The 20706-nt window shown below is 45.6% G+C and carries 13 protein-coding genes; 6 read left to right on the top strand and 7 right to left on the bottom strand.

The genetic code is table 11. The features are described from left to right. Positions 1 to 13: 13 nt before the first annotated feature. From ACXACM_RS11610 to ACXACM_RS11600, 3 genes are read right to left on the bottom strand one after another with little or no spacing between them, the layout of a single operon-like run. Positions 14 to 1543, bottom strand: a complete 1530-nt coding sequence (locus ACXACM_RS11610) for a sulfatase family protein (RefSeq protein WP_474821872.1) — start codon at positions 1541 to 1543, stop codon at positions 14 to 16. Between the two features lie 54 nt (positions 1544 to 1597). Further along, positions 1598 to 2470 carry a helix-turn-helix domain-containing protein gene (locus ACXACM_RS11605; RefSeq protein WP_474821870.1) on the bottom strand — a complete coding sequence of 291 codons (873 nt, stop codon included), beginning with the start codon at positions 2468 to 2470 and terminating at the stop codon, positions 1598 to 1600. Between the two features lie 31 nt (positions 2471 to 2501). Then, positions 2502 to 4310 (bottom strand): sulfatase-like hydrolase/transferase, encoded by a 1809-nt coding sequence (locus tag ACXACM_RS11600; RefSeq protein ID WP_474821869.1) that lies wholly within the window; start codon positions 4308 to 4310, stop codon positions 2502 to 2504. Between the two features lie 108 nt (positions 4311 to 4418). On the opposite strand from ACXACM_RS11600, the gene ACXACM_RS11595 reads away from it, so the two are divergent. Next, positions 4419 to 6620: a glycoside hydrolase family 3 C-terminal domain-containing protein gene (locus ACXACM_RS11595; protein ID WP_474821867.1), complete on the top strand. Its 2202-nt coding sequence runs from the start codon at positions 4419 to 4421 to the stop codon at positions 6618 to 6620. An 88-nt stretch (positions 6621 to 6708) separates the two neighbouring features. On the opposite strand, the gene ACXACM_RS11590 is transcribed toward ACXACM_RS11595, so the two are convergent. The 3 genes from ACXACM_RS11590 to ACXACM_RS11580 all read right to left on the bottom strand — a co-directional run bounded on the left by ACXACM_RS11590 (position 6709) and on the right by ACXACM_RS11580 (position 10181). Continuing rightward, entirely contained in the window at positions 6709 to 8052 is a 1344-nt protein-coding gene (locus ACXACM_RS11590; RefSeq protein ID WP_474821866.1) for a family 16 glycosylhydrolase, read from the bottom strand. Between the two features lie 41 nt (positions 8053 to 8093). Then, positions 8094 to 9665 (bottom strand): alpha-L-fucosidase, encoded by a 1572-nt coding sequence (locus ACXACM_RS11585; RefSeq protein WP_474821865.1) that lies wholly within the window; start codon positions 9663 to 9665, stop codon positions 8094 to 8096. 159 nt (positions 9666 to 9824) lie between these two features. After that, positions 9825 to 10181, bottom strand: coding sequence for an L-rhamnose mutarotase (locus ACXACM_RS11580; protein ID WP_474821864.1), 357 nt, complete (start codon positions 10179 to 10181; stop codon positions 9825 to 9827). A gap of 188 nt (positions 10182 to 10369) precedes the next feature. On the opposite strand from ACXACM_RS11580, the gene ACXACM_RS11575 reads away from it, so the two are divergent. The 3 genes from ACXACM_RS11575 to ACXACM_RS11565 all read left to right on the top strand — a co-directional run bounded on the left by ACXACM_RS11575 (position 10370) and on the right by ACXACM_RS11565 (position 17037). Then, positions 10370 to 13591, top strand: a complete 3222-nt coding sequence (locus tag ACXACM_RS11575; protein ID WP_474821863.1) for a glycoside hydrolase family 2 TIM barrel-domain containing protein — start codon at positions 10370 to 10372, stop codon at positions 13589 to 13591. Beyond that, positions 13588 to 15459 (top strand): arylsulfatase, encoded by a 1872-nt coding sequence (locus ACXACM_RS11570; protein ID WP_474821862.1) that lies wholly within the window; start codon positions 13588 to 13590, stop codon positions 15457 to 15459. The genes ACXACM_RS11575 and ACXACM_RS11570 overlap by 4 nt, the downstream gene beginning before the upstream one ends. 63 nt (positions 15460 to 15522) lie before the next feature. Continuing rightward, complete coding sequence (locus tag ACXACM_RS11565; protein ID WP_474824325.1) at positions 15523 to 17037, top strand: sulfatase family protein; 1515 nt, start codon at positions 15523 to 15525, stop codon at positions 17035 to 17037. A gap of 10 nt (positions 17038 to 17047) precedes the next feature. Here ACXACM_RS11565 and ACXACM_RS11560 read toward each other — a convergent pair whose 3' ends face one another. Beyond that, positions 17048 to 17932 (bottom strand): helix-turn-helix domain-containing protein, encoded by an 885-nt coding sequence (locus ACXACM_RS11560; protein WP_474821861.1) that lies wholly within the window; start codon positions 17930 to 17932, stop codon positions 17048 to 17050. Between the two features lie 166 nt (positions 17933 to 18098). On the opposite strand from ACXACM_RS11560, the gene ACXACM_RS11555 reads away from it, so the two are divergent. Further along, complete coding sequence (locus ACXACM_RS11555) at positions 18099 to 19493, top strand: c-type cytochrome domain-containing protein (protein WP_474821860.1); 1395 nt, start codon at positions 18099 to 18101, stop codon at positions 19491 to 19493. Positions 19494 to 19495: 2 nt separating this feature from the next. Continuing rightward, positions 19496 to 20701 carry an NHL repeat-containing protein gene (locus ACXACM_RS11550; protein WP_474821859.1) on the top strand — a complete coding sequence of 402 codons (1206 nt, stop codon included), beginning with the start codon at positions 19496 to 19498 and terminating at the stop codon, positions 20699 to 20701. Positions 20702 to 20706 lie beyond the last annotated feature (5 nt).

Raw genomic sequence — 20706 nt, 5'->3', positions numbered from 1 at the left:
GAAAAAAGTCGTGTCACTGTAGGTGTGTTGCTTGGCCAGATTCGCGAATATATTTATACCGCGTAGCCATCCGCGCTATCCGCTGTTGCTGCTCAGCATCACCAATAAGATTTTTTGATTCATCTTCGGTGATATTTTCAGCGAGATTAAACAGCCCGACAGGCTCAAAAAGCGATACCGCATGATTGCTTTGTATAATTAATTTCCAATCGCCTTCACGGTATATAAGTTCATTGCCCGAACCACCTTGCAACATCAGGTAATCGCGAAAAGCAGATTGTCCACTTTTTGTGAACAGGGGAAGCATATTAACAGAATCCGGAGCAATCTCGCGGTCTACTGGCTTCCCTGCAGCAGCGGCAACGGTGGACAATATATCCTGCACCATTACTGGCTTATTTAAGCGCAAAGGCTTGTTGATACGGTTTGGCCACGATACGATAAACGGCACCCGATGGCCCCCTTCATAAGGAGAGTTTTTACTGCCTCGATAGCTTCCACTCGGACGATGTCCCGATTCCAAGGTCCCCGGCACTCGATAAGTCAATCCGCCATTGTCAGACGTAAAAATAATCAGAGTATCGTTATATCGTCCCGACGTTTTTAACGCATCCATGATACGACCCACCTGCAAATCCAACTCATAAATCATGGCCAAATGATCCGAGGGAAAGCGCCCTGCCACTTTCTCGTTATCAAAAGTATCAGGCGGCATATGTGGTAAGTGTGCCATCGGGCTTGCATAGTAGAGAAACAGTGGCTCGTCTACTGGCTGCCGGTGTATAAATTCAGCGGCTTTGGCAGACAGGATATCTCCCATTTTGCGGGTATCCCAGCCGCTGTCACCCATGCCGTCCCCTTTGTCTGAAATAGTTCTAGTGTCAGAGACAGACTGGCTGTTTAAATGCCTTATGACGGACGTTGTTGACAGTGGTGACCACTGCTGATTTTCATACGCTAAATACAGCGGCCCCTGAATTCCGTCAGGCAGCATAAAGCTATAATCAAACCCCAGATCATTCGGGCCCCCGCCTACCATAGTCATAAGATCTACATTAGGTAGATTCCCTTTATCAGAACCACGGTAAATACTACTCTTATCTGAGAGTAGGAAATCTCCGCCTAAATGCCATTTGCCCACAAACGCCGTGCGGTAACCAGCAGCCTTGGTTACTCTGGCAAGCGTCGGATCTTCGATGCTAATTGCATTGGGTTGAAAGCTACCCCACACGCCCCATGGTGCATAAGAACGATAATTGTTGAATCCTGTCATCACCGCGTAACGCGTCGGTGCGCAAAGGGCTGTCGCAGAGTGAGCATCAGTAAACCAGACACCTGATGCTGCTAGTGCATCAATGTTGGTCGTTTTCACAACCGCCTCCTTGTTAGCAATACGTTCGTTGTAGAAACTAATATCCCCGGTGCCAATGTCATCTGCAAGAATGACGACTATATCAGTTTGCCGAGCCTCTTGACTCGCCAACGTGGGGAGGGCGACCAGCAGCCCACAAAGGACCGCTAAATAGCGTGGTATGAATGTCATAAAACTCCAACTTTTACATAGAAAAATAGTACCTTCCTCCACGAGCAGTACAAATTAGATGCGCAAGGCTTTCGAAATTATTGCTTTTCGATAACGATTAGGTGTACAGCCATATTGCTTTTTGAATTGCGCGATAAAATGTGAAGGATTAGAAAAGTTAAGATCGTAACTTAGGCGGGTGATAGAGAGTTCACTTTGCCCAAGCAGTCTGGCAGCATGATAAAGACGGTGACGCAGCACGTATTCGGAATAGGAAAAACGGAACACACTTTTAAATACACGTGAGAAGTAAGAAGGAGACATATGGCACTGCTTAGCCGCTTGTTCTAAGTTTAAATCAACGCTGTTTTGCGAACTGAATATATTCATTACAGGCTGTAATCTATCTTTATGTGGAATCGTACTGAGCATGCGTGGCACATTCACATTTGATATAGTGCCATGCTCTTTAAGCATGACCAAGGCAAGATTGAGTAAAGCCATACTTTTGGGGTTGTGCTTATCGCTATTGAAACTCTGATGGGCCCATTTAACAATTTGCATTAACTGTGTGCGGAATTCTGGCGCTACTCGCAAATGCATGCCCACTTCGAACAAATCAGAAAGGTCATGAAACCCTTCTTGTTGGAACAATGTTCGAGGGAATTGAACGATATACCAGGATTTCTCTTTGTTCGTTAAGTCAAAATCATGGGTTTCCATCTCTGGGGTAAATACAATGTCGCCATCATGAAGCTGCGCTTCGCCCCTGTGGTAGAAAAAGGTGCCCTCGACTTTTTCAAAAAATATCAGCTCGTGTACTTCATGGAAGTGCATTTCACATTGATAGTGATCATTTTCGCCATACGTGACGTGGTGAATTTCAATATCATACCCTTTCTTGATACAACAAGGCTCACAATATACGCCTGCGTTTTGAGTCAACATTGATTCAATCCTCTACGGTCTTTTTTATAAATTACTTCACGCGGATGGTCACTGAGGAAGATATTCCGTTTCTGCTGTAGGGCTCCCCACCGCCATTCGCTAATGGGTAAGCGTCATCCCATGAAAAGACTCGAATAATGGCATCACCCACAGCGTGCGCCGTTATTTCTCCAAACTTGTTAACCGATACAATGTCCGGGGCACTTGATTCCCAAATCACGCCCTGTCGATGTGCATTTTTAGGTATGATTGAGACAGTCACTTTCCGACTTTCACCAATCCGAAGTGACGTATCTGTTAAAGAAAGTTCGAGGCTTTTAACTGGTTTAATCGCGTGCTTGTCGAGAATATAGCCGAGTTCATCATACCCTCGCTTTTGTGCTGCGGTGAGCTTATTCACGTCCAACCCACTGTATCGCTTCAGTTTCCATTTTTTTTCTACCACTTTATCTCCCGCGCGTTCGAGAAGATCTGTGGTGAGGTCAAAAAAACGTCCGTAGGGAAAATCAATATCCGGAGCATAGCGTTTATACTGTTTGTTGAATGCATAACGCAGGACAACGTCTTCGTCTTTATAAGTGTTATTGCCGATAAACCAGGTATAAATATATTCTCTATGCTCTTTCGTGGTTTTACCGCTTATTTGTGGCCAAAAGCTAATACCGTCGACTTGTTCTGCATTAGGCATAGCAACACCTGCGGCCTCGGCTATCGTGGGGTAAATGTCGGTGAGGTTGACTAAGCCATCGTAAACGTTTATCGGTCCTTTCCTTCTTTTAGCAATACGTTCAGGAAAGTGAAGAATAAGGGGCACATGCAAACCATTATCGGCATTCCCCCCTTTACGACCCGGGTACAACGTGCCATCTGGTAAAATATGCGCAAAGGTTTCCTTGGTGCCATTATCCCCCATTACTACGATGAGTGTGTTATTGAGCACGTTTTGTTCACGCAACGTAGAGACAACATTTCCGATCATTTTATCCATATAGGCAATCATATCCGGGAAATACTGGCGGTCGTCACCACGGGTATTGTTGTAGTCTGCATTTTCCGGAAAAGTATCAAACACGCTGTGTGGTAAGGTATCTGGCGTAGGTTTGTGGTCGTCATGGACCAATATCATGGGATAGTAAAGGAAGAAGGGTTTATCTTTGTTTTTCTCGATAAATTGCCGTGCGTGACGGTTGATAATATCAGGGCCATACCAACGACGACCCGTTTGTGGATCCACGTCTGTTCGTCCCTGATAGTTCACTGTTTTGCCATTAATCACAAGGTTAGGGTTAATGTATCGCTGTCCTTCTGTGACGACATCAAACGCTGCATAATCATCCCACCCAAATTCACTGATATAACGCTGTGCAGGTAGGGCTGATGTTCCACGGGTTTGTTTCCACTTGCCAAACAATCCCGTAACGTACCCAGCACGCTTGAACGCGTCGCCAAATGTAATATCGGAGCTATGTTGAGATTTGGGTTTAAGATAGTTACGGTCGTTTCGTTTGCCGCTCATAAGAGCAATACGCGTGTTTTCACAAATGGGATAAGCAAAAGCGCGATCGACTCTGATGCCCTCTGAAGCTAAGGCATCAATATTAGGCGTAGAAAATTCGACTTGGGTAAACTCGCCATCAAAACTATGGAGCCGGTTAGCACCGTAAGCGGTAACCCCATAATGATTCAGATCATCAATGAGAATCAACACCACATTCGGTCTCGGCGCTTTGTTTTGCCTTTTAGTATTATCTTCTAACACCTCTGCATAAACATACGCTGCCTGCCAATTTAAAAACAACCACAACGCACTCAATCGACAAACACGAGATATTTTCAACATAACGCACCAATTAAAGCAGAACACGCGATTCACATATGATACACTTTATTCACATTTGATGTGAAATTTTTTTGAAATATTCATTGGATATGTAAATAGAGAGAACTTATGAAAATCAGAAAAACGCTGGCTGCTGCGATGGTATTGTGTATGTCAGTACCCTCCTTAGCCAAAGACAAATCCTGGCTCGATCCCCAACGTCCCATTAATGAACGAATTGAAGCGTTAATCAGTGAAATGACACTGGAGGAAAAGGCCTCACAATTAATCAATAGCAACGTTGCTATACCGCGTCTTGGTATGCCCGAATACGACTTCTGGAATGAAGCACTTCACGGTGTTGCCCGAAATGGCCGGGCGACCGTCTTCCCGCAGGCCATAGGTATGGCTGCAACGTTTGATGATGCTCTTTTATTGGATGTTGCTACAGCAATCTCAGATGAAGCACGCGCAAAGTATAATGTGAGTATCGATATTGGAAATCGTAGCAAATATTCGGGACTCACATTCTGGACACCTAACATCAATATTTTTAGAGATCCTCGTTGGGGACGCGGCCAAGAAACGTATGGAGAAGATCCCTACCTCACTGCGCAGATGGGTAAAGCTATGGTGAGAGGGTTACAAGGTGATCATCCTACCTATTTGAAGACAGCGGCAGCAGCAAAACACTTTGCCGTCCATTCTGGCCCTGAGGCACTCAGACATGAATTTGACGCTATCGCAACACCAAAAGACATGTTCGAAACCTATTTCCCTGCGTTCGAAGCATTGGTGAAAGAAGCAAACGTAGAAACCGTGATGGCAGCCTACAACCGTGTCAACGGGCATCCAGCTGGTGGTTCAGACTTTCTTCTGAACACAGTACTTCGGGAGGCATGGGGATTTACGGGTCATGTCGTGTCTGATTGCTGGGGACTGGCCGACTTTCACCTTTATCACGGTACTACAAAAGATGAAGTAGAATCTGCTGCACTGGCAATTAATACCGGCACTGACCTAAATTGTGGCGCTGTGTACAAGTCACTGCCTCAAGCGGTAAAAGCCGGGTTAGTAGAAGAAGCCACAATTGATAAACGCTTGCGCAATGTATTGGCCACGAAATTTAAGCTTGGCTTCTTCGACCCCAAAGAAGCCAACCCCTATAACGCTATCTCTCCAGATGTGATCAATTCAGATGCCCACGGTAAGTTGGCATATGAAATGGCCGTTAAGTCCATTGTACTTTTACAAAACAAAAACAATGTCTTACCTCTAAGTAAAAATATTCGTAACTTATACGTCACCGGCCCGTTTGCCAGTAGCAGCGAAGTATTGTTAGGTAATTACTATGGATTGAGTGGGAAAACGACAAATATCTTAGATGGTATCACCGCTACAGTGAGCCCAGGCACAACAATCAACTATAAACAAGGTATTCTGCCTTTCCAGCAAAATGTAAACCCTATAGATTGGACCACGGGTGAAGCTAAACAGATGGGCGATGCCATTGTCGCGGTCATGGGTTTGTCAGGCGCTTATGAGGGAGAAGAAGGAGAAGCGATAGCCTCGCCGCATAAAGGCGACAGATTATCACTGGATTTACCCGAACATCAAATTGAGTTTTTACGCAAACTTCGTAAAGATAATGACAAACCTGTTATCGTCATTATCACCGCCGGTACGCCGGTAAATCTTGAAGAAGTAGCCGAACTAGCCGACGCTATCGTTTTCGCTTGGTACCCCGGTCAAGAAGGCGGTACCGCAGTGGCTGATATTCTATTTGGTGAACGGTCGCCGTCCGGTCGACTCCCGATCACTTTTGTAAAATCTGAAGCGCAATTGCCGCCTTACGATGATTACAGTATGAAGGGGCGCACTTATCGCTACATGAAAGACACGCCCATGTATCCCTTCGGATTTGGTTTAAGTTATGGCAGTGTTAGTTTTGACAACATAACCGTTAAAAACGTGGAAAAAATACACAAAAGCAGCGATGAAAAAGCCGCATTGGCTATTACTGTGAATATCACTAACACCAGTGAGCGTGAATTTGAAGAAGTGGTTCAACTGTACCTGCGCACTCCTCATGCAGGTGTCACGCAACCTTTGCATGCCTTGAAGGGGTTTAAGAGAGTTAAACTTCATGCAGGCGCAACCCAAGAAATCTCATTTTCACTTCCGAAACAACATCTCTACGCCATTAATGAAGCGGGTAAACCCGTTTTACTTCGCGGTGAATACGAAATAATTGTTGCGAACGCCTCACCGGGTAAACGCAGTGAAACCTTAGGCGCAGCCACACCGCAAAGCCTTCATTTTACGCTTTAACTGAAACATAAAGAAGGCCAACTTACGTTGGCCTTTTGAATTAAACAGCGAGCGGGTAACAGCATACTATACGTACCTAGTCTCAATGTTATTGCTTTAACACCGCCACATTGTCCACCAACATAAGTCCTTGCTCAGGTCCTTCCAGGCGCAATGAGACAGTTTGACTTTTCCCCATAGATACCACCATTTGATGTAATGTGAAGTTATCGCCTGCTACAACTGCCGATGCTAACGTGTCGCCCAGTTCGTTTACAACACGTAATACACCACCATGAGATCCCGGCGCATGTTTAGCATAAGCAGAAATAACATAATTACCTGAACTGTCGATGCGAAAAGTTTGCTGTGCGCTACTTTTCTGGCCAACCTGCAATCCCCACGCATTGGTATAGCTATAACCGGGGGCATCAGTAAACGCCGCTTCTGAGCCGGACAGAGACCACTGTTTATCGCGGCTATCTGCTTCGAAGCCACCCGCTTTAATCAGATTATCCGACAACGCTTGTAATGCATAACCGCGTACGTGGTCGTAGTACGCAGTATTGATACGCATATCATCTAACTCGGCTTCAGTCGGATACGGAGCATGACCTTCGGGTATCCACTGCGGCTGCCAGTCATAAGTTTCCACCACCATTCGGAGCGACATGTCGCTATTAAATGGAAGTTCATCTTGCGGATGAGCAAGATCGACCGTTCCTGTCAGTTCACCGTTGAAGTAAAAATGCATTTGATTCGGCGTTACCCACCACATGGAAAAGGTGTTAAAACCATCAGACAACTTTTTACCGCTATCAAATTTGGCCCCTTTTGAAAGATATGGGGCCCCCTGACATTTGCCGTCTGCCAACTGAGTCGGTTTGTAGTGAGTATTCGAGCGCATAACATTAGCCCAGCTTTCTTCAGGCCACCCCCCAATGGTTTCAAGAATATCAAGCTCAGTGGAATGCGCTTTTCCGCATCCTTTATCCTTGTCATCATGTTCATCTGAGTGTAGCCAGAACGTGGTCGACATTTTAGTTTTAGATGCCTTGATACGTGCCTCATAGTAACCGAATGTTGCTTGCGCTCTACCTGATACCGCGGCACCTGCCATTGTATATGTATCGTTTGGGTTGGGGTGTGACGAGGTGCGAAGCGCAAGTGTGCCGTCTTTTACAGTGACGTTACTGGGAAGAAATTCTGCCGGCGGACGACCTTGCCAGGTTGTAATGTGATCTCGCCATTTTCGCGTATCCAACGATACCCCATCGAATTCATCAGACATACTTTCTACTTTGGCCCATCCATACCCCATGGGCGCCTCAGGAAGGTAGCTGGGATGAGCCATATTCGCTTTTTCATTTTGTGAGACGACTTGCTGACAACCAGACATAAGAAAAGATGCCGCTATTGCAACACTAAGCGGGTTCGCTTTTATAGTGATCATGCTTGTTTCCTAATAAATCAAATTGAGGGATTCCCACGTTCTTATAAAATATCCGCAGGAGGAGGATTTAATTCTATTTTTATGCCTAATGCATAATTGCCAGGTAGCGATGCGGGCAAGGTTATGGTGAGTTTGTCAGCATGCTGCGTCCAAGAGACCTCCGAATTGTCAGCCAGTAAAGAAACACGCTTGATGCTATCTATAAGGTGATGCTGTTCACTGCCAAGGGCATTGAGTGAAATTAGAGCACCCGGTTTTGGCTGCTCAAGCACGAAGGCGTAGACAGTTTGGCCTTTACGTGTGTAGCGAATGTCGCTAGAAGTATAGCCGGTGTCTTTGTGGTTCCCGTGCAGGACCAGCTTGGCGTTAGTCGGACCTTGACCAAAAACGCTGAAGGGCCGAGTGCCATAAATGCCATCGCCGTTGTTGTCTAGCCAAGCGCCCAGTTGATGGAGTACGGCAACTTGATCTTCAGAAATAATACCGTTGACGTCAGGTGCTACATTCAGTAGAAGAGAGCCATTTTTACTCACAATATCAATGAGGTCACCAATTAACTGATGTGCCGGCATAGTCTGCCAATCGTCATTATAAGACCAACGCCAGCCGCCTAAAGACATATCCGTTTGCCACGGCATATCTCTTATACGGTCTAGTTTTCCAGATTCCACATCAAGGACAGCTGCGCCATCTGGGACAGGTTTGTAGCTAATATTTTTGTAATTTAATACAACGCCTTGGTCACGCGCAGCAGCTTGATTGTAATACTGTGCGATGAGCGTTTTTCTCTTCTCTTCGTACTCAGGGTTTGAAAAACCAAGGTCAAACCAAAGCAAATCAGGCTGATATTGCTTTATCATATCCATACTGCGCAAATACCATTGATTTACATGCTCGTCGCTATGCGGGTCAGTAATGTCGTGAGGCTTGCCATAGAAATCTTCAAAAGCGGGATCCATAGTGTCAGTGCCTTCTTTATAGCCCCACCAGTACCAGCCATAGGCGTAATGTGACGACATACCCACTTTCATGCCTTTTTTTCTTGCTTCAGTGAAAATTTCACCGACAACATCCCGCTTCGGTCCCATATTAACAGCACTCCATCGCGTGATAGTGGAGTCGTACATTGCGAATCCATCACAGTGTTCGGCAACGGGCACAACGTATTTGGCACCGGCTTTTTCGAACAGATCTATCCACTTTCTGGCATCGAAATCTTTGCCGTGAAACAGGGGAATAAAGTCTTTATAGCCAAACTCTTCTGTTCCGCCGTAGTGTTCGATGTGATGCCGGTATACACGATTTATCCTGTCAGGGTTAGGATTACCTTTAATGTCCAGGGTTTCTTCGCGGTACATGTGGTAGCCGTAAAAGGGACCGAGAAATTTAGGCACTACATAAGGCCCCCAGTGTATAAAAATGCCCAGTTTTCCATCGCGAAACCACTCAGGCGTTTGGTAAGCCTTGAGCGACGCCCAGTTTGCTTCATAAGGACCCGATATGAAGGCTTCCGATTCAAGGTTTTTGGTAGTGCTATCCGCGCTACCTGGCGCGCTAAACATGACCATCAGCGCGGCCGCGACATGAGAAAAGAGAGATAAACGGGCTGTCACAGTTTAAAGCCTCAGTACTATAGACCCTGAAAAGCTATCACATACAAACAGAACAATTCAAATTTAAACTTAACATTGGTTAATATTATGATTGTAATGTAACCCGCCGTTTACCCGTCTGAATTTTTACGGCTAGCTCTTATCACCAGTACCGCGTACTTAAGTGACGGCGTCTTTAAGGTCGTAAATTTTTGTCATTTCCACCCATTTCTGGCCATCTTTGGCCCAGGGAAGCGGTTTTTGGAACTGCCACATCAATGTTTCCCACTCCTCACTTTTCTTTTTCCCTTCTACAGTAGCAGGTTGTGTATTCGGGTCGAAATTGGGTTTTGTTTCCATGATCATAAACAATCGGTCACCAATATGGTAAATTTCCATGTCCACGATGCCCATTTCACGCATATTCTGTGTGATTTGAGGCCACGCATTTTCAGGCTTATGAAAATCGATATAACGTTCGATTAAAGAAGCGTCATCGATAAGATCTAAAGCCAAACAGTATCGCGTGTTATTCATTCTTTCCCCTTAATTCACCCATTGACTGTAGTCATTGTGCAAAAACAATTGTTGTTAATATGTAAATGCGTTACATTTAATTATATATGAAAAATTAATTTAACATGTGAATGACATTTTCACAAACAAGCAAATCTTCACATACTATGAAACGAGGTTTTTCCCCAATGCACTTAAAAGGATACGCTATGTTACTCGGTATTGCGCAAGCTTGCCTTTTGGCTATGCAGCTTGCTCATGCCGCGCCCCACAATATTGTTAACGATTGGGAAAACCCAGAAGTTGTCCAAATAAATCGGTTACCCGCACGTGCTACGTCATACTCTTTTGATAACAAGCAACAAGCACTAACAGGCGACCGCGACCAGTCGAGTATCATGATGCTTAACGGCGACTGGAAGTTTCATTTCTCTGAAAAAAGTGAAACGCGGCCCATGGATTTTTACCGTTTAGATTTCGACAGCAGTAATTGGGCTATCCTCCCCGTTCCCTCGAACTGGGAACTGCATGGCTACGGAACCCCAATTTACACCAATTCTGTTTATCCGATGTTTGAAGACGAAACCGATATTCAAGTACCATTGATAACCCGTGACAACCCCGTAGGTTCCTACCTGACAGAATTCGCATTACCTGAGCACTGGAAACAGGAACAGGTTATCCTCCATTTTGGTGGCGTCACATCAGCATACTATGTCTGGGTAAATGGTCATAAGGTTGGCTATGCTCAGGGCAGTCGGCTACCTTCAGAGTTTGATATCACTCCATACTTAAATGGTGGTAAAAATACGCTTGCGGTACAAGTTTTCCGCTGGAGCGACGGAAGCTACCTGGAAGACCAAGACCACTGGCGGTTAAGTGGTATCCACCGGGAAGTCATATTGATGGCGCAACCTAAGGTTGCCATTAACGACTTTTTTGTCAAAACTCATTTATCTGACGATTATCGTCAAGCTGTCATTGAAATAAAGCCTGAATTGTCCAACCCGCTAAGAAAAAAGGTAGATAAGTGGGAAATCACAGCACAATTATTTGATGCAAATAATCAACCATTAGCGCATGAGCCGATGAAGGTAAGTGGTAAAAAACTCACTCGTGTGGCCTATCCTCAGCGCGATAATTTTGCTTTTGGCCTATTGAAAGCAAACATAGCAGAACCTGCATTATGGACATCTGAAACACCGAATTTGTATACCCTCGTACTCACACTGCATGACGACACTGGCAAATTAGTTGAAACACGCAGTACCAAGGTGGGTTTTAGAGATGTCAAAATCAGTGACCGGGGTGAATTGTTAATCAACGGCAAAAGTGTAGAAATTATTGGTGTTAACCGACACGATCACGATGCTGTAAAAGGCAAAGCTCTCAGCCGAGAAGATTTGCGTCAGGATGTAATCAAGCTAAAGCAATTTAACTTTAACGCAGTGCGTACTTCACACTATCCCAACGATCCATACTTCTATGATTTAGCAGACGAATATGGCTTGTATGTCATGGACGAAGCGAATATCGAATCCCACGGCGTTGGCGGCTTAGTAGCTAATTTACCCGAATGGAATCACGCCATGAGCCAGCGAACTTTGCGCATGCTTGAGCGGGATAAAAACCACCCATCTATCATTTCCTGGTCGATGGGCAATGAATCGGGTACCGGTCCAAATTTCGCGTCAATGGCCGGTTGGTTAAAAGATATCGACCCCGGCAGAATTGTCCACTACGAAGGAGCACAGGGCGACCCAACTCATCCCGATTATGTGGGCTTGAGTGAACGCTATCCTACTGACAAGGAGAAGGCGCAATATTATACGCCACTGGCCAATCCTACTGATCCTAAGTTTGTGGACGTTATCAGTCGCATGTATCCGACCCTTGATGAGCTGAGAGGCCTCGCAGACAGTCCTTACATCGACCGGCCTATTCTTATGTGCGAATACGCTCATGCAATGGGTAATTCTGTTGGCAACCTCGCAGAATATTGGGACATGGTTCGCGAGCGCCCGAATTTAATTGGTGGGTACATTTGGGACTGGATCGATCAAGGTTTGGAAACGAAGAATGAAAAGGGAGAAACTTACCTGGCCTATGGTGGTGATTTTGGCGATACCCCTAATGCATCCAATTTCTGTATCAATGGCGTGATGGATTCTTATCGTCAACCCAACCCTCATGCGTGGGAAGCAAAGTACGTGTTTCAACCAGCTGCATTTACATTAACAGATACGGCAAAAGGTGAAATAGCCGTGTTGAACCGTTTTTTCTTTGATAATCTCAAGCAGTATGCACTAACCTGGACGCTTACCGAAGATGGGACACCTATTCAACGAGGCGCGCTCGACATTGGTGATTTGCCTGCCGGCGAGGAAAAAGTGTTATTAGTTGGATATGAAAAACCAACCATAAAGCCGGGCGCTCACTACTGGCTCAATCTGAGTCTTTCGTTAAATGAAGATACCAAGTGGGCGGCAAAAGGTCACGAATTAGCTAAAGCGCAATTTTCCCTGCCTTATTTCAAAGCAGCGACGGCGGTTGAACTGCCAAAGGCTTCATTAACTGTGAACGATACCGCTGAGAAATTAACCATCAGTGGCGACGATTTCTCCGTAGTATTCGACAAAGAAACAGGTTATCTCTCACGCTTTGATGCAAACGGAAAACCAATAATAACGGCACCTCTAAAACACAACTTCTGGCGTCCCCAGACCGACAATGACCGCATTGGCTGGCAAACCATGGAAAAGAAAAAAGTATGGTTTGACGCTTCTCAATCGCTACCTTTATCATCACTTGATGTCCAAAGTAGCAGCAACGGCACCTTAGTTCGGACTCGCCATCAACAAGGCGACGACATTCTTGTGGATACGCAGTACCTTATTGATGGCAATGGCACCATTTCAGTAACAATGGATTTAGATGCTGATACGAGCCTACCAGATATGCTGCGGGTGGGCATGACCACTGATGTCAACGGCAACCTTGAACGCATGGCGTACTATGGCAAAGGTCCACATGAGAATTATATCGACCGTAATCAGGGTGCTAAAACCGATGTTTATCGTGGTCTTGTCTCTGACTTTATTCATAATTACGTCAGGCCACAGGAAAATGGTAACCGCACCGGTGTAAGATGGTTAACACTGAGCAATTACGATAACCTCACTTTCACAGTGAAGGGTGAAGATCTATTGAGTATGTCTGTATGGCCATGGTCCGCTGAGAACTTACAAAATGCCACTCACCCTTATGAATTGATAACTCGCGATGTTTTTACCGTAAACATTGATCTAATCCAAGCGGGCGTTGGTGGTATTGATTCTTGGAGCTCAAATGCCGCACCTATTGAGAAATACCAAATCCCCGCAGGCCAGTATCGCTATCAATTCTCCTTAGAAGCTGGGACAAACCAGTGAAGTCATTGTTAATTAGGACGACCTGGTGGTGCCCCTTGTGGGCCTCCATGGTGTTAGCCGGGCTGTCTGCTTGTTCTTCAAGCCAGGAACCAGCAAAGCAGCCTCCGTCAACGGGCCGTAAACCAAACATTGTGATGATTGTCACCGACGATCAGGGGTATGGAGATATTGGACGTCACCAAAATCCTATTATTGATACGCCGAATATTGATGAGCTAGCGGCCCAAAGCGCCAGGCTAACAAACTTTCACGTCGATCCCACCTGCTCCCCTACTCGTTCGGCACTACTAACCGGTAAGCACTCTTTAAAAACAGGGGTATGGCACACCATTTTAGGGCGATATATGCTCGGCCCCGAGCATGAAACCCTGGCTGAAGTCTTACAAAGGCACGGCTATAGAACCGGTATTTTTGGAAAATGGCACCTTGGAGATAATTACCCCTACCGTCCACAGGACCAGGGTTTTACCGAGGTACTCATCCACGGCGGCGGTGGTATAGGCCAAACCCCGGATTACTGGGGAAATACGCAGTTCGACGATACGTACTATCGCAATGGAAAAGCAGAAAAATTTTCCGGTTACGCCACCAAGATTTGGTTTGACGAAGCCAGACAGTTTATTGATGCTGCCAGCAATTCGCCTACGTTCACTTATATTGCACTAAATGCACCTCATGGCCCCTACCGCGCTCCAGAGTCTTACATTGCCCCCTATGAACAACAGGGGTTGAATAGGACCATGGCAAGTTTCTACGGCATGATCAGCTACATTGATGAACAGGTTGGCGATCTGAAAAAACATCTAGCAGGCAAAGGCGAACTCGATAACACCATTTTTATTTTTATGACAGACAATGGCAGTTCATATCATCAAACCGATCAAACCACGACAATAACCCCTGCACATGCCACTTTGCTTAAACAACACCCCAACTGGAAGCCCAACGACGGTATGCGTGGCTACAAAGGTGAAGTATACGAAGGGGGGCACCGCGTGCCATTTTTTATCTCGTACCCTAATGGCACTCTAGTGCCAGGCGACTACGATCAACTGACTGCCCACTTCGATATTATGCCTACTTTGCTCGACTTAGCAGGTATAACGCATAGCAGCACGGATATAGATGGCACTAGCCTAGCATCATATCTGGCGACGAACGAAGCCGGTTCTCTCGCTGACCGACATATTATAGTTACCAATCAGCGGGTTTATCATCCTAGCGAAAAACGACCTATTGCTGTCGCACAAGGAAGATGGCGTTATCTCACCGAAGGTGAAAATGAAGCATTATATGATTTAAGCGCCGACCCTTCGCAACAAGAAAATGTAAAACATCGTTACCCCGATGTGTTAGCCCGAATGCGCCAGCAAAAGCAACAATGGTGGCGAGCAATGCAAAAAAACGGCTTTAAAGATCGTTACATCACAGTTGGAAACGATGCAGAAAACCCGGTTCGGCTTAACGCCATGGATTGGATGGAAGTACCCGACAACCAACCTGTGCCTTGGTTTATTGGACACCAGGCTCCTGCGCCAGAATGGGACTATGTGCATTGGTTAACAAAAGAGACTGAGTACCAGCCCCTTCCATGGTATATCGAAGTTGAACGAGCGGCACAGTATCGCGTGAAAGCTTATTTTCACGATGCGCCCGCGGCCACGCCCGTTGCTAAAAGATTTTGCGTTATTGAATCAAATGGCAAGACCACTATTCAGTCTGTTCATGGTCGTGCGTCCCATTGTGTACTCACATTGCCTCTATTGAAGGGCAAGCAAAAAATATCTGCCTGGTTTACCGATGACGACCAACAATTGACGAAAGACAAAGCCGCATTTTATTTGTATTTAGAAAGACTCGATAATTAAGGAAAAATTGTGCTCAAAAATCAGCAATCTATTCGCGCGCTTAGCGCCACACTTTTTTGCTTTATCGTCAGTGCCTGTTCTACACCTGACATTACTGTAGTGAGTAAAAGCGATACAACTTCAACACCCAATATTGTAATTTTTTATGTCGATGACTTAGGGTACAACGACATTGGTGTAAATGGAGGAAGCCACGTCAGTACCCCTAATATCGACGCATTAGCGAGTAAAGGGATCCGCTTTACAGATGCGCACAGTTCAGCGGCAACTTGCACACCCTCTCGATATTCGTTGCTCACCGGCGAATACGCCTTTCGCAATAATGCGGCTGTACTCCCGGGTGATGCGCCTTTGATCATTGATGTAGAAAAACCTACGTTACCAGATATGTTAAAAAAAGTGGGTTATCAAAGTGCCATGGTGGGTAAATGGCACCTTGGTTTAGGTGATGGCATAACCCCAGTAAACTGGAACGATGAGATAAAGCCAGGTCCGCGACAAGTCGGTTTTGACTACAGCTTTATCCTGCCTGCTACCGGAGACAGAGTGCCAGCGGTATATATGGAAAATGGCCACGTTCTTAACTTGACTGAAGGCGATCCGCTTATGGTCAGTTACGATAAAAAAATCGGTAACCGACCCACGGGAAAAGAGCACCCAGAACTACTCAGACAGCAAGCTGACCCGCAACACAGTGATACCATCATTAATGGCATCAGTCGAATTGGCTTTATGGCCGGTGGTAAATCGGCAGAATGGAAAGATGAAGACTTCTATCAAGTGTTCACAAACAAGGCTAATGATTTTATCGAACAAGCTGGAGATACACCTTTCTTTTTGTTTTTCTCATTCCACGATATACACGTTCCTCGCCTTCCCCACCCTCAATTTAAGGGCAAAAGTCGGTTAGGCATCCGCGGTGATGCTATCATGCAAATGGATTGGATCACCGGACAAGTGGTTGCCAAGCTGAAAGCCAAAAATATCCTGGATAATACTCTTATCATCTTTACCAGTGACAACGGCCCCGTGTTGAATGATGGATACGAAGACGGGGCTGACGACACTGACCATTTACATGCGCCTGGGGGCATTTATCGAGGAGGTAAGTACAGTGCGTATGAAGCGGGAACTCGCGTTCCTACTATTGTGCACTACCCCAATGCAGTGTCTCCAGGTGTGAGTCATGCTCTTATGTCACAAGTCGACATTTATGCCTCTGTTGCAGCGTTAGTAGGCGTGCCATTAGCGAAGAATGAAGCTATTGATAGTGAAAACCATCTTTCTGCTTGGCTGAACGCTGATAGTGCTGGTCGCCATGAGCTTATCGAAGAGTCTTACACTCTCTCACTAAGAACTGACAATTGGAAATTCATTGCGCCATCTTCCAAAGACAACCCCTGGATAGCCAGTGATAAAGGGATAGAATCGGGATTAGCAAATGCGGCTCAGCTTTACGATCTCAATAATGATCCCGGGGAAAGTAATAATATCGCTTCTCGTCATCCAGAGAAAACCGAGACCTTTACACAGCGAATTGCTGACATTGTTAAGCGAAAAACACGGCCTCAAGGCTAGCTCTTTCTCACTATTTACCTTTGGCTGAGGCCAGTTGTCGTAAATCGTATTCTTTGCGAAACGCACTGGCCGTTACCCCTACTTCCTTTTTAAAAGTACGAGAAAAATGGAAGATGTCGGCGAAGCCGCAATCTTCCGCGACCTTTTCCACACTATCATTAGTCAATAGCAACCGCTGTTTAGCCAGAGCAATACGCTTGTGCAACATGTAGCGTTTTGGCGACAAGGTAAAGGCAGCTTTAAATTTTCGGGAAAAATGCTCTGGAGACATATTGGCTGCTGCGGCCAGTTGGGTCAAACTTGGCGGACTTGTGACATTTTTGTTTATAAGTGAGAGCGAGGTAAGTAGTGCGGGATGCAGTAACTGATTGCGACGTTTGGGCCCTTCATCGAAAATGGATTTCAATGGTGCCATTAGCAACAACAGGAGACCTTGACGTTCAAAAATGGCACTGGGTTTTCTGCTCTGCATAGCGCGAATTAATGAATCAAACACCGTTGAGATCTGTTCCGGAGACTCACAACGAACCCTTTTTGGCTGCCCGTAGATCATGAATAAATCCACTCCCGAATCAAGACTTGCTTGGAAGTGTACCCACTTAAACGAAAGCGTGGTCTGTGCACTATGAGACAACAATTGGTAAGGCGGAATTAAATACAGATAACCTGGCTCCATGATCAATTCAAGTTCAGCAAACTGTAACGTTGCTCTTCCAGATTCGACATAGTAAATGCGATTGTAATGGTTAACAAATTGATTGCCTTTCCACTGCTCGCCAATTTGCATATCAAAAGCTGCATAAATGTGAAATTGCACTTGGCTTAACAAGGTATCGGGCTGCTGATTCTGCCAGACGAACCCACCAGATCCTGTTTCAAACTCTTCAATTATCACGGCTTTGTACCAATTAATACAAATTTGCTTCTCTAAGTATATGCACTCGAATAATTTTTACTAGTGAAATATCAATTTTATACAAAACAAAGTCAAGTTTATCAATGGCTACCAGATTTACAATTTAATAACATTGGTAACATCAGAAATACCTTACAAGCACACTATGGATTTATTTCAATTTATCGCGCGATTCCACGTATTGGTATTGCACTTGCCAATTGGCATTTTAATGCTCGCTGCGCTTCTCGAAGTCGCTACACGCTTTCGCGGACGGACAAGAAGTTCGCTCCTAAATACCGTTTGGTTTTGGGGCGCTGTTAGTGCCTTGGGAGCATGTATATTGGGATGGATGCTATCTCAAGCTGATGGCTACAGTGCCGAATCCATCTTTATTCACCGCACCTTAGGCATATCGGTCGCGGTTGTCGCATGGATGTGTTGGGTCATATTTCGTCGACAAATACATAGTATTTTCGTGTATTCCCTCTCCGGCACCATTCTCTTATTACTTTTCTCTACCGGCCATTATGGAGCTAACATGACGCACGGCGAAACTTATCTTGTGGAGTACGCCCCAGACCCCATCCGAGTTTTAGCGGGCTTTGAGCCACATCAAACGCCTCGCGAAAAACCGACAGAGTTAGGCAATGCAGATGTTTACCACGATGTAATTGGCCCAGTGTTAAAAAAGCGCTGTGCTAGTTGCCACAACGATAGCAAACAAAAAGGAGGCCTCAATCTCGCATCCTACGATGCACTTATGGCCGGAGGGAAAAGTGGTAATACGCTCGTTGCAGGTGACCCAGATGCAAGTGAACTGTATAGACGTATTACCCTTGATCATGACGACAAAGCCTTCATGCCTGCTGAAGGGAAAAAACCGCTCAGTGACGACGAAGTTGCCACCCTCGCATGGTGGATCAGAGCAGGCCTACCTCAGTCGGGTAACGTTGCCAACTACATCAATAAAGATGCCCAGGCAACCTTGCTAAATCGACTTCTCGGATTGGAGGGCAATGCATTGCCAAGTATTTCGCCCATCTCGAATAAACAATTTCAACAACTTAATCAAGCGGGCTTTGTAGTAAAGCGACTATCTCAAAGTTTACCGTATCTTGACTTAGACATGTCTCTTTCAGATAAAACCATAACTTCAGATGTTTTACTCCTTCTTGAAGAGATCAAAAGCCACGTGGTTTATCTCAATTTAGCTAACAAAACCCTTAACGCCGAGGTCATATCAACAGTAGCTCTCCTGCCCAATTTACAAAAACTAAGACTAGACAACACAACGGTGGTATCAGCAGACTTAGCGCCATTAGCTAAGGCCACCCAATTAACCTATTTAAATCTTTACGCCACTCCGGTGGACAATAGCGTGTTGCCCATTTTAGATACGATTCCTGCGCTTAAAAAAGCGTACTTGTCGGATACCCAGGTTCAGATCGACGCTAATCGCACTCATAGCACTGGCAGTGCAGGCCGTTATTACATCACTTCGTCTTCACGGAATGCTTCCGCAATGACAACACCACAGCGCAGTCAACAAACGGAGTAATTATGCACTCTTTAAAAACACAAGCCCAAGATAATGGGTTTCAACAGGCTCACCCTGTAGACAAAGGTAAAAGACAATTTCTTCAGGGTGGCGCGACACTGGGTAGCGCACTGCTTTTAGCCGGTATGAGTGGTTCGGTAACAGCCCATGAACCAGAAAAAAAACAACTTCCTAAAGCGGGGCGGTCACCACACGGCACTGTTGTGGGTCATGGAAACTTTCGTTACAAAGTTAATTATCACTGGGGAAGACTCGATCCTCATAAAGTACCAGTGGAAAATAGCCACGGTTTGGCCATAGACAGTCAGGGCCGCATTATCATGGTCACCGACAGTGATGTGAACAATTTTGTGATCTACAACAAAGATGGCAAATTGCTCGATGCGTGGGGTACCCAATACCCCGGTGCGCACAGTGTCAAAATTGCTAACGAAAACGGTGAAGATTTTATCTACATTGTTGATTGCGGCTGGGTACTCGATAGGAATAGGCCAAATAACGACTGGTCGACGAAATGGTATCGTCAAAGCGGTTTCATCGCCAAGCTCACACTGGATGGGAAGTTAGTCTACACCATCGGACACCCCGTCACTGCCGGTATTTATAGCCCTGACATGCGCTATCAACCCACCGACCTTACCATTGCGCCTAACGGCGATTTGTACGTTACTGATGGTTATGGATCTGACTTTGTCATTCACTACGATAGCCATGGCAGATACATCCGCCATTGGGGCGGTACAAGCAATGAAAATAAAAAACTCAATCTCGTGAATACCCACGGCATTGCTGTGGATACGCGAGACAGTGACAATCCGCACTTACTGGTAAGCTCTCGAGGAGAGCACCAAATCAAACAGTACAGCTTTACAGGCGAATTGCTCGGCAGTATCCATCTTCCCGGCGCGTACGTGGGCGGCCCCGTTTTCAAAGGTGAACATTTTTATGCACCAGTTTGCTGGTCTCATATAGATGGCAAGATGGCTCCCAACTCTGGGTTTATCACAATTCTCGATAAGAATAACCGGGTGGTATCTAATCCGGGGGGGCAACAACCCGAATACATCGACGGTCAGCTTCAGCCTATGAAGACGAATTTCGAAGTGTTTAATCATTGCCACGCTGTCTGTGCAGACGATGATGAAAACCTCTATGTAGGACAGTGGAATGCCAATCAAATGTACCCGATAAAGCTAGAAAGAGTGTAGGTAAC

It is taken from the genome of Alteromonas sp. AWQ4_252, assembly GCF_056158205.1.
This window is presented reverse-complemented; position numbering and strand designations above follow the sequence as displayed.

What these genes read in the sequence shown, in the direction of transcription:
- ACXACM_RS11610 (WP_474821872.1), bottom strand. Translation starts at nt 1,543, where the DNA reads ATGACATTCATACCACGCTATTTAGCGGTCCTTTGTGGGCTGCTGGTC.
- ACXACM_RS11555 (WP_474821860.1), top strand. Translation starts at nt 18,099, where the DNA reads ATGGATTTATTTCAATTTATCGCGCGATTCCACGTATTGGTATTGCAC.
- ACXACM_RS11590 (WP_474821866.1), bottom strand. Translation starts at nt 8,052, where the DNA reads ATGATCACTATAAAAGCGAACCCGCTTAGTGTTGCAATAGCGGCATCT.
- ACXACM_RS11575 (WP_474821863.1), top strand. Translation starts at nt 10,370, where the DNA reads ATGTTACTCGGTATTGCGCAAGCTTGCCTTTTGGCTATGCAGCTTGCT.
- ACXACM_RS11605 (WP_474821870.1), bottom strand. Translation starts at nt 2,470, where the DNA reads ATGTTGACTCAAAACGCAGGCGTATATTGTGAGCCTTGTTGTATCAAG.
- ACXACM_RS11580 (WP_474821864.1), bottom strand. Translation starts at nt 10,181, where the DNA reads ATGAATAACACGCGATACTGTTTGGCTTTAGATCTTATCGATGACGCT.
- ACXACM_RS11595 (WP_474821867.1), top strand. Translation starts at nt 4,419, where the DNA reads ATGAAAATCAGAAAAACGCTGGCTGCTGCGATGGTATTGTGTATGTCA.
- ACXACM_RS11550 (WP_474821859.1), top strand. Translation starts at nt 19,496, where the DNA reads ATGCACTCTTTAAAAACACAAGCCCAAGATAATGGGTTTCAACAGGCT.
- ACXACM_RS11600 (WP_474821869.1), bottom strand. Translation starts at nt 4,310, where the DNA reads ATGTTGAAAATATCTCGTGTTTGTCGATTGAGTGCGTTGTGGTTGTTT.